We start from the raw sequence: 11,874 nt of genomic DNA on the forward strand, positions 1-11,874 counted from the left end.
TTTACACTTTCAAAACGATTAATTAAAAGATCAATAGATGCCTAATACTTCGATTCAACAACTGGAGGATGTAGTGATCAAATTTGCAGGCGACAGTGGAGACGGAATGCAGTTGACAGGTACCCAGTTTTCTAATAATACGGCTTTAGTGGGCAATGACTTAAGCACTTTCCCTGATTTCCCTGCCGAAATACGCGCCCCAATAGGAACTTTGCCCGGTGTGAGCGGTTTCCAGCTTCATTTTTCTTCAAATAGGATCTTTACCCCGGGCGATGCCTGCGATGTGCTGGTAGCCATGAACGCTGCCGCATTGAAAGCGAACCTGAAAGGACTGAAAAAAGGAGGGATCATCCTCGCCAATACCGATGGTTTCGACGCCAAAAACCTCAGGTTAGCCAACTACCCTGAAGGAGTGAATCCATTGGAAGACGGATCCCTGGCAGCTTACCAGGTACACACCATGGATGTGACCAAAATGACCAGGGAAGCGCTGAAAGACACCACTTTAGGAATGAAAGAGAAAGACCGTGCAAAGAACATGTTTGTACTGGGCTTCCTTTACTGGCTGTACGACCGCAACATGGAAAGTACAGAGAATTTCCTTCGTGATAAGTTCAGCAAGAAACCTGAAATATTGGAAAGTAACCTGAAAGTATTGCATGCTGGCTACAACTTTGCTGAAACCGTGGAAGCGTTTTCCACTCGTTTCAGGGTAGAGAAAGCCCGCATGGAACCAGGTACTTACCGCAGCATTACCGGTAACACCGCATTGGCATACGGCCTGGTAGCGGCGTCTCAGAAAGCCAACCTGCCGCTGTTCCTCGGTACTTACCCGATCACCCCCGCTTCCGATATCCTGCATGAACTGAGTAAACTGAAGAACTTCGGAATCCGAACTTTCCAGGCGGAAGATGAAATTGCAGGTATTGCATCCGCCATCGGCGCTTCTTACGGCGGGCATATGGGCGTTACCACTACCTCCGGCCCCGGCGTTGCACTAAAAGGCGAGGCAATGGGTCTGGCGGTTATGTTGGAAATTCCACTGCTGATTGTAGACATACAACGTGGAGGCCCTTCTACCGGTTTGCCTACCAAAACAGAACAATCTGATCTTTTACAGGCATACTACGGCAGGAATGGCGAGTGTCCGATGCCCGTGATCTCTGCATCCACGCCGGCCGACTGTTTCGAAGCCATCTTCGAAGCTTTCCGCATCGCTGTTCAGCATATGACCCCGGTTATTTTCCTGAGCGACGGTTATATCGCCAATGGTGCAGAACCATGGCGTTTCCCTAAGGCTGCCGACTTGCCTTCCATCCAGGTGAAATTCAAAAAAGGCCTGGAAGAAGGAGAGGAGCAGTTCCTGCCTTATCACCGCGACGAAAACCTTGTTCGCCCTTGGGCCGTTCCTGGTACCCCGGGATTGGAACACCGTATCGGCGGCCTTGAAAAACAGAATATCACCGGTAACGTAAGCTATGATCCTGAGAATCACCAGTTGATGGTGAAGATCCGCCAGGAGAAAGTAGATAAGATCGCTGATCACATCCCGTTGCAAAAAATTGAGCTGGGTCCTGAAAAAGGTAAGATCCTGGTACTCGGCTGGGGCTCCACCTACGGAGCTATCAAAAGCGCAGTGCTGGAACTGATAGCTGAAGGTCATGAAGTGGCGCATGCGCATTTAAGGCACCTGCGTCCGTTCCCTAAGAACCTTGGCGAAATCCTGCATAGCTACGACCAGGTGTTAATTCCGGAGATCAACAACGGACAGCTTATTAAGATCATCAGGGATCAGTACCTGATCGATGCAAAAGGCTATAATAAGATCATGGGAGTGCCTATTACCAAAGGAGAACTGGTTACCAAGATCAAAGAAATGCTTGCCTAGGCTGTTCCCGGGTATAAAAACAATGATATGACACAATAAAAAATCCTGCCCTCGTGGCAGGATTTTTTGTATTTTCCATATGTGGGAAGATATTACAGCTACTCTCCCCCCAATTTCCGGTAGTTTAAGTTTATGAGTATGAAAAGTTATTTTCGAGTATTGCTCACCATTGTTGCAGTAGCTGTAGGTAGTTTACAGATCGCGTTGGCCCAGACCAATACCTTTGAAGTACGGGTAGCCAACCGCCCTGTAGGCACTATAGAAGCTAATAGAAAGCTGAGCGGACCTTCAAAAAGCATCGTTATCAAGACGCGTATTCAGGTGATGTTATCCAAAGTGAACAGCGACATCATTAATGAGTACAACAACAACATCCTCACGCAGGCCACGTCTTCACGTATCTCAGGTAAAAGCGGGGAGGATAAGCAAACCACAACGAAGCGTAACGGTAAAGAGTATACGATAGTGGTGAACGGGGAGAAATCTGTCCTGGAAGAACCGGAGATCGTATCCTGTGTGGCCGATCTGTATTTTGCTGAACCCAAGCAGGTACATCGCGTATTTTCTGAAACCTTAGGGCGCTTCCTGCCGGTCAAATCCCTGGGCGGAGGGTCGTATGAGCTTTCGCTTCCTGAAGGAAGAAAGAACGTCTATAAATACGAAAACGGCGTACTGGTGCAGGTAGAAGTGAACCACACTTTTGGAAAGGCGGTGTTTGTGAAAGTCAGCTGAAGATATCGTCATCATCCGGGTAATGACACGATGTTATCCGTATTGTTGTTACGATAGCAGGAAGGTATTTCCTATACGTGGCATAAAGTTGCGTGAAGATCTCTTCAGGCGCCTGGTCTGTAGCCTGGTAATGTTCATACGTTGCTGCATCAACATCCAGGAACTCCATAATGTCCTTATCGCTCAGCGGATGGGTATCGGTTGCCGCATTCTTCTTCAGCATATCTATGGTGCCATTGAACGACTGCCATTCTTCGCTTTTTTCTTCCATAATTATCATTTTTCGTAATAAAAAACAGGGCTATTTTTTATTAATAGCCCTGCCAGGTATGCTTTAAACAGTTTGTTCAATTATCTGCCCTGTTGATTTATCTTTCAGGATCAGTTTCTTCGCGCCGAAGTGCGTCATTTCTTCTTTCACCAGGTAATACTGATCGTTATAATCGGTCAGCGTTTTGGCTTTGGACAACCCTTCCTGTCCGCGCCAGATATCCAGTTTCACAGGCTCCCATTGCTTGCTGGCAGCGCTTTTGTAAGCAGCGTCCAGGATGGCGTTTACAACATAGCCATCGTAGAATGTTTCACGGGCCTGGCCGCCATTTTCCATAGCGTTGAACATATCTGTGAACATGTGGTTATAACCCAGGTCGTTTAATTCGTCGCCCACGGGGAATAACCAGCCTGAATTGCTTTCAGCTTTTTCTGCAACATAGTCTGCGCCTTTGCCGGTAGTAAACATATCGAAGCCTGTACGCAGGAAGTTATTCAGCCAGATAGTTCCTTCACTTCCCATTACTTCGTCCCGCAGATCCAGTCCGCCGCGGAAAGTCCAGCTTACTTCAAACTGGCCGATAGCGCCGTTTTCATACTTCACCAAACCAATGGCATGGTCTTCGGCATCAATAGGTTTTACTTGTGTATCTGCCCAGCACATTACTTCTATTGGCTTGATATCCTTTCCAATAAAGCTGCGTCCGATCTCCACGCAATGGCAACCCAGGTCGAGGATGCAACCGCCGCCAGCCTGCTCTTTATCCCAGAACCACTCGCTGTGCGGACCAGGATGCGTTTCTCTTGACTTGGCCCAGAGGATGCGGCCTAAAGCGCCTTCCTGCACGCTTTGCAATGCTTTCAGAAACTTAGGAGTGTATACCAGGTCTTCTAAATAACCATGGAAAATACCCGCCTTTTCTACCGCTTCCAACATACGTTTGGCTTCTTCAGCATTTCTTCCGAGCGGTTTGGTGCAGATAACGGCCTTTTTATGTTTACAGCAGAGATTTACTGCGGCTTCATGCAGGTTATTCGGTAACGAAATACACACTACGTCAACTTCCGGGCGGGCAATTGCAGCTTCCATATCAGTTGTCTGGAATGCTACCTTGTAATCGTCCGCGAATTTTTTCGCACTTTCTTCACGACGTGAATAGACAGTTACTATGGAATCGCGACTTCTTTGTCCAACGATGGAATCGGCATAGAAACGTGCAATAAAGCCAGAACCAAGCATTGCTATGTTTGCCATAATACTTTGATTTAAAGCCCTGCAACGTGGCTGCAGGGCTGGAAATGAAGAGATTATTTGTTGTTATCTTTAAAGAAGAGCATGAACAGTACTAATACTACTGCGGCAATACCAGCAGGGATCAGCCAGATGCTGTGCCAGTCGTGAGCCGTTGCACTGGTTTTGTAAGCATTTACAATAGGCCCTGAAATGAGGAAGCCTATCAACATACCCACACCATAAGTTGCCAGCGTTACAAAGCCCTGGGCTGAGCTTTTGAATTCTTCACCCGCTACTTTATCTGTATAGATCTGACCGGTAACGAAGAAGAAGTCGTAACAGATACCATGTAAAAGAATACCTACTATCAGCATCCAGTAGTTGCTGTCTACGTTTCCGTTGGCAAATAAGGTATAACGGATCACCCAGGCCAGCATACCTAAAGCCAGCATCTTTTTAACGCCGAGGCGGGAGAAGAACAATGGCATTACAAGCATGAAGAGGAATTCAGACATTTGCCCCATAGATTGCTTGCCGGCAGCGGCGTCCATGCCAATTTCGTTCAGGAACGGATTGGTGAAGTTGTAGTAGAACGCCAGCGGAATACAGATAGCCACAGATGCCAGGAAGAAAAGAAGGTAAGACCTGTTCTTCAGCATGCGGATAGCATCAAGGCCTAAAATCTCCCGTACTGAGATCTGCGTTCCTTTTTTGGCAGGAGGCGTTTTAGGCAGTGTAAAGCTGAATAAACCCAGCAATAACGATGCAATAGCCGCCATTTTAAATGTCAATTCCAGGGTGTTGGATTTCTCCCATTTTAACCAGCCGATCAACAAACCGGCAATGATCCATCCAACTGTTCCGAACACGCGGATGAAAGAGAATTCCTTACTTGGATCTTTCATCTGCCTGAACGAAATGGAATTTACCAACGCCAGTGTAGGCATGTACAAAACCATGTACCATAGGAGGATCGGGTAAAAGGTGGCGAAATCCGTTTGCCCCGACATCACCCAGAGCAGCGCTGCCCCGATCAGGTGAATAATACCCAGGATGATCTGGGCAGAAACAAACCGGTCGGCAATGATGCCAACAATGAATGGTGCGATCACCGCACCGATGGATTGGGTCAGGAAAGCTACACCTACTTCGGTGTCTGAAGCGTGCAGGTTTTTTAACACAAATGTTCCCAGAGTCACGAACCATGCTCCCCAAATGAAGAATTCGAGGAACATCATAAACGATAGTTGTACCCTTACAGCTGATTTCATACGACGATATATATTTTTGAAACTAAGATGAACCGCTTAAATTAATAAATTTTAATAACTGCTACATTGAAATATTGATGGATAGAAGAAACTCTCAGAGTTTAAATAGTTAACCTTTTATTTTTCTGCCTGGCATTACGGCAATTTCAGACCCTGCTGCCAGCATAACGCTGCGTGGCGCCTGCTTCAGGACAGGTACAAATTGTTCACCGTATAAATTTAAGGTATCGCAGTGGTAATTATAATCCTTTACCGGGAAAACTTTCCAGCGGGGATGCTGCACTTCATATTCGCCGGTGATGCCGGGGCCGAGCTGGGTATAGCCCCAGTAATGTTCGAGTATAAACTCGCTTTCACTACCGGCAGGAATTGCCACTGCGGCTTTATCTGCAACCGCGGAAATATGGTTCCAGTGATTATTTAGCTTCCATTTATAGCTCACCTCGAAATTGGCTTCGGGTAACTGCTGGAAATTATGGGCCATTGGCAGGGTTGCATAGTTCTCCTTATAGAGGGTGTTGGCCACAAATGTGATCAACGGTTTAGGGACCAGTTCTTTGATGAATACCACGCCCCGCTTCCAGTTACCGTCTTCTTTATAACGTACATAGAAACGGAGGTTCACTTCTTCGAAGTTGCGATGGCCGGGCATTGCTATTCCTTTCACCCTGGTATTTTCAAAGAGGAAGCCTACCAGGCTTACATAAGTGATACCCTGGTAATCGTCCAGCTCTGTATGGCGGGGAACATAGGGTTTCAATACTTCCTTATCTGCTTCGAAATTCAACAGCAGCAGGTTGGTCCAGTTGGCTGTCAGGAACGGGCGCATATTTTTTATTTATTGGGCCTTCACCAGTTTAGCATAGTATTTACAGGCAGGGCGTAAGCCGCACTCTTCACACTTGGGAGTGCGGGCAACGCAGATATACCTGCCATGCAGGATCAGCCAGTGATGGGCGATATGGATCTTGTCTTTCGGTATATTCTTAATGAGTTGCAACTCCGTTTGTAAAGGTGTTTTGGCATTATGGGTCAGCCCTATTCTTGCAGCTACCCTGAAAACATGGGTATCTACAGCCATATTAGGTTGATGATGGATCACCGAAGTAATTACATTAGCCGTTTTACGGCCCACGCCGGGCAGTTTCACCAGTTCGGCCACTGTAGCGGGTATTTCGCCGTTAAACTCCTCTACCACCATATTGGCCATTCCAATAAGATGCTTTGTTTTGTTATTGGGATAGCTGATACTGCGTATCAGGGGAAAAAGGTCGTCGAATGTGGCTTTGCTTAACGCGTAAACATCCGGGTATCTTTCAAAGATAGCAGGAGTGGTCATGTTCACCCGTTTGTCGGTACACTGGGCCGATAAGATCACCGCTACCAGCAATTGGTAGGGATTATCGTAAATCAATTCGGTTTCGGCATTAGGAGAATGTGTCTCAAAGTAATTGAGTACAAATGCGTAACGCTCTTTTTGAGTCATGCCGTAAAGATACTATTTTTCTTCCCCCTTCTCCTGGCTAGTTGCGTATTCGAAGATCTGTTGAAGGGTAGTAGTTCTGGGAGAAAAGCGAAGCGTGTTCAGTGCTGTTTTAGTGTCCTCGAAGTTAGCTTGTTCTTCCCGGGTTAAGGAAAGTTCTTCCTGTTGTTTGATATCATTTTTGGTAACAAGACACAGGGTTGAAAGTACAGAAAGTGTAAAATTACTCATGCAGATTTGTTTTAATACCAAAAAATAGGTTCTGTTTTTATAACGATATAAAAGGAGAATCTATTGTTAAATTATGATAATTTTTTACAAGGCCGGGTCTCTACGGGTTTGCGGGGGGCGCGGGTGTAATGATGAAAAGGTCTTCATCATCCTTCTTCATATAGTACTTCTCTCTGGCAAATTTCTCCTGTTTTTCAGGGCTCGACAGTAATTCCTGTTGTTCTTCCTTTGTTTGCTGGATCTCTTTAATGAAGAATTTTTTTTGAGATTCCAGTTTCGACTCTTCAGACCAGAACTGGTACTGGTACATGAGGTTAGTTTTGTCTAAAAAGCAGATCCATATTGTAAATGCAGCAAATGCTATAAAGAATTTATTCTTTATGAATTTGGGCAGTTTTATGGATTGGAATCTGGACATACCAGCAAATTACAAAAAAAATACGGGTTTGGAAGCATCCCGGCCTCACAAACCCGTATTTGTATCTTAAAATCTGATTATTTAACGCCGATTGAGTTGGTTGGATATACAGCCACTTCGCCCAGTTCTTCTTCGATACGGAGCAATTGGTTGTATTTAGCCATACGATCGGTACGTGAAGCAGAACCGGTTTTGATCTGACCGCAGTTCAGTGCCACAGCCAGGTCGGCGATGGTTGTATCTTCGGTTTCGCCGGAACGGTGACTCATGATAGAAGTATAACCAGCTTTGTGAGCCATGTTAACCGCGTCGATAGTTTCGGTTAAAGTACCGATCTGGTTTACTTTGATCAGGATGCTGTTACCGATACCTTTTTCGATACCTTCTTTCAGACGGATTACGTTGGTTACGAACAGGTCGTCACCTACCAGCTGGCAACGGTCGCCGATGGCTTCAGTCAGTTTTTTCCAGCCATCCCAGTCATCTTCCGCCATACCATCTTCGATGGAAACGATAGGATATTTATTTACCCACTCAGTCCAGTAAGCTACCATTTCATCGCTGCTGATAACTTTCTGTGAGCTCTTATAGAATTTATAAGTTTTAGCGGCATCATCGAACATTTCGCTGCTGGCAGCGTCTAAAGCGATAGCCACTTGTTTGCCTGGCTCATAACCGGCAACTTTGATAGCTTCGATCACTGTTTCGATAGCTTCTTCGTTGCTTTGGATCTCAGGGGCAAAACCGCCTTCGTCACCTACGTTAGTGCTGTATCCTTTCTTTTTCAATACAGATTTCAGGTGATGGAAGATCTCAACTCCCCAGCGCAGACCTTCAGAGAAGGTTGGAGCGCCAACAGGAACGATCATGAACTCCTGGAAGTCGATCTTGTTATCTGCGTGTACGCCGCCGTTGATGATGTTCATCAGGGGAATTGGCAGGGTGAATGCATTTACGCCGCCGAGGTAACGGTACAGGGGCTGGTTGCATTCTTCTGCGGCAGCTTTGGCTACGGCCATGCTTACAGCCAGGGTAGCGTTAGCGCCCAGTTTAGCTTTATTTGGAGTACCATCCAGTTGGATAAGCAATTTATCGATGCCTGCCTGGTCTGTTACTTCCCAACCAATTAATTCTTCAGCAATGATCTCGTTAACATTTTTAACGGCCTGTAAAACGCCTTTACCCATGTAAACGCTCTTGTCATTGTCACGGAGTTCAACTGCTTCGTGTTTACCTGTAGATGCACCGGATGGAACCGCTGCACGGCCAAAATGACCATCTTCAGTGGTTACGTCAACTTCAATAGTAGGATTACCGCGGCTGTCGAGTATTTGCCTGGCATGGATTGATGAAATAGTACTCATAATCGAATAATTATTTATTTATGGATGGATGCAGCTTTCCCCTCGTAATCCATTTGCGGGGAAACCTTACACACGTTTCGTCAATTCCCGGAATATAGTTTCAAGGCTTTGCGAATTGCTCTGCAAAGAAAGTATGTTCCTGTTATTAATCAAAGCAAATTGTAACAGGTTTTTTCTAACCTCGTCTACCTCGTTGGAAAATAGCTGCCAATGTTGCTCGTCGGGGGCCGCTACCCGCGTAACTCCCGGTATGCCCGCCAGTTCTTCAGCGGTAACGGGCTCTGCAAACCGGACCAGGATATGCCCCGAGGCGGTTCCCTGCTGCTGGAGCGCCGATAACCGGTCGTCGGCAATGATCTTCCCCTTGTTAATGATAATCGCCCGGTCGCAGATCGCTTCCACTTCCTGCATTATATGGGTCGACAGGATCACCGTTTTACTGGCGCCCAACGTCTTGATTAACTGGCGTATATCTGCTAACTGATTGGGATCCAATCCTGTAGTAGGTTCGTCGAGGATCAGCACCTCCGGGTCGTGCAGCAATGCCTGGGCAATGCCTACCCTTTGTTTATACCCGTTGGATAAAGCCCCGATTTTTTTATTCCTTTCAGGTTGCAGGCCTGTCAGGCTAATCACTTCATCTATACGTTTTGACGCATTTGCCCCCATACGATGGATTCCTGCAATAAACCGGAGGAATTCTGTCAGGTACATATCGTAATACAAGGGATTGGATTCCGGCAGGTAACCCACCCGTTTACGGACATCCAGCGACTGGGTAACGATATCAAACCCGCAAACTGTTGCAGTACCGCTGGTAGGCGGCAGAAAGCCAGTTATCATTTTCATGGTAGTAGATTTCCCTGCACCGTTAGGCCCGAGGAAGCCGGTGATCTCTCCCTTTTTCAATTCAAAGGAAATGGCGTCTACTGCCCGCTGCTCTCCATATACTTTACTTAATGCTGATACCTGGATAGACATTAATGCTTTATCATTTTTGCGGCAACTAAAGTACTATAATTTCCTTGCTGTACAGGTTATTTCTTTGTTTAATGCCGGGATTGCTTTACCTCTCCTGATCCTTGATCTGCGGGGCCCGGCAGGGTGTTTCTTCCCCTGTATCAATAAATTTTAACATTTTATTGCCTGCTTTCAACACCTGTTTAAATCCCTCTGCGCACTGCTGATAAGGTACTATAAACAATTCTTTTTAGTACGCCAACGACTATACGCCGGGAAATGCCGGTTTAATAGGTAATTCTCTACCTTTGCCGTACTATGAAGAGAGTCATTGGTTTATTTTGCTTATTACCGCAATTGTTACAAGCGCAATCCATTCCGGTAAAGGATTACCCGCAAGGCTATTTCAGAAATCCGTTGAATGTTCCGATTGAACTGGCCGGCAACTTTGGCGAGTTAAGGCCTAATCACTTCCATTCAGGGCTGGATATAAAAACCCAGCAAAGAGAGAACCTGCCTGTTCATGCAGCAGCAGACGGCTATGTTAGCCGGATAGGCGTTTCCCACACCGGCTTCGGGAATGTCTTGTACATTACGCACCCCAACGGTTATACGACCGTTTATGCGCACCTTAACAGCTTCTTTCCTGCCCTGCAGCAGTACGTAAAAAAACAACAGTACCAGGCGGAAAGCTGGGCTACCGATATCAAAATCCCGCCAGGAGCCTTCCCGGTAAGGAAAGGCGATTTTGTTGCCTATAGCGGCAACACCGGCGGATCTGCCGGCCCTCACCTGCATTTCGAGATCCGCAACACCGAAACGGAAAAACCCCTCAACGGGCTGCTCTTCGGTTTCAATATTGCAGATACCCATGCTCCCGACGTTTACCGCATCGCACTGTACGACCGGGACAGAAGTATATACGAACAACAACCCATCATCCTGCCTGTTAAAAAGGTGAACGGGGAATATGTTACCACGAACCCCGTTATTAAGATCAATGCTGCCAAAGTAGGCTTTGGCATCAATGCGATCGACAGGATGAACTCAGGTAATATCTATGGGATCTACGAGGTAACGATGCTCGACAACGGTAAGCCGAACATCGATTTCCAGTTGGATAATATCGGCTACGATGAAACGCGTTACCTGAACGCGCATATCGATTATAAGATCAAGAAAGGCGGTGGTCCTTACTACCAGTTGTTGTTCTCATTACCCGGCAACCAGCTGAGCATCTACAACGATCTGAACGGCGATGGGTCAGTGGATCTGACAGATGGCCAGGTGCATCATATCACCCTCCAGGTTAAAGACGCCTATGGCAATACTTCTGTTGTGAAATTCGGCGTACAGCAAGGCGGGCCTGAAGCGCCGGCTACTCCATGCGCCAATACCATGTATGCTGATTCCCGTAATATTTTTGAGAATAACCAGGTAGAATTTTACCTGGATGAAGCTGCGCTGTATGATGAAATCTGCTTCCGGTACAAGGAACTGCCAGCAGAAAGCGCAAAATATGTTTCCAATGTTTACCAGCTGCATAATGCGCTGATCCCCGTTCACAGCTTCTTCAATGTATTGCTGAAACCTACCAGGAATATACCTGAAGGGCTGCAGTCAAAAGTCGTAATGGTAAGGGAAGGACAGGGCAGCAACGCTTCCGGCACTACCCTTGAAAATGGCTGGTATAGGGGTTCATTCAGGGATTTTGGTAACTTTCACCTGGAAATTGATACGGTAGCGCCAAAGGTTACCCCGTTAGCTGTGAAGCCCGGAGCAAACCTGGCTAAGGCATCGAAATTATCTTTTGCCATGAGCGATGCCAGCGGCATTAAAGAATACAGGGCGGAACTGGACGGCAAGTGGCTTATGTTCTCCAGGAAAGGAAATGTACTCACCTATACATTCGACGAGCATTGCGGGCCAGGCAGCCATGTACTGGTAATGAAAGTAACGGATATTGCCGGCAATGTTGGCTCTTACCGCTTAACCTTTAAACGTTAATAAAAAGATTTAAACT

12 protein-coding genes are annotated in these 11,874 nt (G+C 46.5%); 3 read left to right on the forward strand and 9 right to left on the reverse strand.

The window, feature by feature from the left end; translation table 11 throughout:
* The first annotated feature begins 37 nt into the window (after nt 1-37).
* Both BLV62_RS03070 and BLV62_RS03075 read left to right on the forward strand, forming a co-directional pair.
* Complete coding sequence (locus tag BLV62_RS03070) at nt 38-1,888, forward strand: 2-oxoacid:acceptor oxidoreductase subunit alpha (protein WP_089758585.1); 1,851 nt, start codon at nt 38-40, stop codon at nt 1,886-1,888.
* A gap of 138 nt (nt 1,889-2,026) precedes the next feature.
* A complete protein-coding gene (locus BLV62_RS03075; protein WP_089758587.1) occupies nt 2,027-2,620 on the forward strand; it encodes a DUF6134 family protein in 594 nt (197 codons plus the stop codon).
* On the opposite strand, the gene BLV62_RS03080 is transcribed toward BLV62_RS03075, so the two are convergent.
* From BLV62_RS03080 to gldA, 9 genes are all read right to left on the reverse strand, one after another.
* A complete protein-coding gene (locus BLV62_RS03080) occupies nt 2,613-2,891 on the reverse strand; it encodes a hypothetical protein (RefSeq protein WP_089758589.1) in 279 nt (92 codons plus the stop codon). The genes BLV62_RS03075 and BLV62_RS03080 overlap by 8 nt on opposite strands.
* Nucleotides 2,892-2,954: 63 nt before the next feature.
* Entirely contained in the window at nt 2,955-4,145 is a 1,191-nt protein-coding gene (locus tag BLV62_RS03085; RefSeq protein ID WP_089758591.1) for a Gfo/Idh/MocA family protein, read from the reverse strand.
* Between the two features lie 53 nt (nt 4,146-4,198).
* Complete coding sequence (locus BLV62_RS03090; RefSeq protein WP_089758592.1) at nt 4,199-5,395, reverse strand: nucleoside permease; 1,197 nt, start codon at nt 5,393-5,395, stop codon at nt 4,199-4,201.
* A 109-nt stretch (nt 5,396-5,504) separates the two neighbouring features.
* Nucleotides 5,505-6,224, reverse strand: coding sequence for a YqjF family protein (locus BLV62_RS03095; RefSeq protein WP_089758594.1), 720 nt, complete (start codon nt 6,222-6,224; stop codon nt 5,505-5,507).
* A 9-nt stretch (nt 6,225-6,233) separates the two neighbouring features.
* Complete coding sequence (gene nth / locus BLV62_RS03100; protein WP_089758596.1) at nt 6,234-6,881, reverse strand: endonuclease III; 648 nt, start codon at nt 6,879-6,881, stop codon at nt 6,234-6,236.
* 12 nt (nt 6,882-6,893) lie between these two features.
* Nucleotides 6,894-7,109 carry a hypothetical protein gene (locus BLV62_RS03105; RefSeq protein ID WP_089758598.1) on the reverse strand — a complete coding sequence of 72 codons (216 nt, stop codon included), beginning with the start codon at nt 7,107-7,109 and terminating at the stop codon, nt 6,894-6,896.
* Between the two features lie 100 nt (nt 7,110-7,209).
* Nucleotides 7,210-7,527, reverse strand: coding sequence for an FtsB family cell division protein (locus BLV62_RS03110; RefSeq protein ID WP_089758600.1), 318 nt, complete (start codon nt 7,525-7,527; stop codon nt 7,210-7,212).
* Nucleotides 7,528-7,604: 77 nt separating this feature from the next.
* A complete protein-coding gene (eno, locus tag BLV62_RS03115; RefSeq protein WP_089758602.1) occupies nt 7,605-8,891 on the reverse strand; it encodes a phosphopyruvate hydratase in 1,287 nt (428 codons plus the stop codon).
* 66 nt (nt 8,892-8,957) lie between these two features.
* Nucleotides 8,958-9,872 carry a gliding motility-associated ABC transporter ATP-binding subunit GldA gene (gene gldA, locus BLV62_RS03120; protein WP_089758604.1) on the reverse strand — a complete coding sequence of 305 codons (915 nt, stop codon included), beginning with the start codon at nt 9,870-9,872 and terminating at the stop codon, nt 8,958-8,960.
* Between the two features lie 297 nt (nt 9,873-10,169).
* Between gldA and BLV62_RS03125 the strand changes: the two genes are divergently transcribed.
* Entirely contained in the window at nt 10,170-11,858 is a 1,689-nt protein-coding gene (locus BLV62_RS03125; protein ID WP_089758607.1) for a M23 family metallopeptidase, read from the forward strand.
* Nucleotides 11,859-11,874: the final 16 nt, after the last annotated feature.

It is taken from the genome of Chitinophaga terrae (ex Kim and Jung 2007) (genome assembly GCF_900107795.1).
Classification (GTDB): Bacteria; Bacteroidota; Bacteroidia; order Chitinophagales; family Chitinophagaceae; genus Chitinophaga; species Chitinophaga terrae.

Coding starts and splice junctions, on each gene's coding strand:
- BLV62_RS03070 (WP_089758585.1), top strand. CDS start 38: ATGCCTAATACTTCGATTCAACAACTGGAGGATGTAGTGATCAAATTT.
- BLV62_RS03075 (WP_089758587.1), top strand. CDS start 2,027: ATGAAAAGTTATTTTCGAGTATTGCTCACCATTGTTGCAGTAGCTGTA.
- BLV62_RS03080 (WP_089758589.1), bottom strand. CDS start 2,891: ATGGAAGAAAAAAGCGAAGAATGGCAGTCGTTCAATGGCACCATAGAT.
- BLV62_RS03085 (WP_089758591.1), bottom strand. CDS start 4,145: ATGGCAAACATAGCAATGCTTGGTTCTGGCTTTATTGCACGTTTCTAT.
- BLV62_RS03090 (WP_089758592.1), bottom strand. CDS start 5,395: ATGAAATCAGCTGTAAGGGTACAACTATCGTTTATGATGTTCCTCGAA.
- BLV62_RS03095 (WP_089758594.1), bottom strand. CDS start 6,224: ATGCGCCCGTTCCTGACAGCCAACTGGACCAACCTGCTGCTGTTGAAT.
- nth (WP_089758596.1), bottom strand. CDS start 6,881: ATGACTCAAAAAGAGCGTTACGCATTTGTACTCAATTACTTTGAGACA.
- BLV62_RS03105 (WP_089758598.1), bottom strand. CDS start 7,109: ATGAGTAATTTTACACTTTCTGTACTTTCAACCCTGTGTCTTGTTACC.
- BLV62_RS03110 (WP_089758600.1), bottom strand. CDS start 7,527: ATGTCCAGATTCCAATCCATAAAACTGCCCAAATTCATAAAGAATAAA.
- eno (WP_089758602.1), bottom strand. CDS start 8,891: ATGAGTACTATTTCATCAATCCATGCCAGGCAAATACTCGACAGCCGC.
- gldA (WP_089758604.1), bottom strand. CDS start 9,872: ATGTCTATCCAGGTATCAGCATTAAGTAAAGTATATGGAGAGCAGCGG.
- BLV62_RS03125 (WP_089758607.1), top strand. CDS start 10,170: ATGAAGAGAGTCATTGGTTTATTTTGCTTATTACCGCAATTGTTACAA.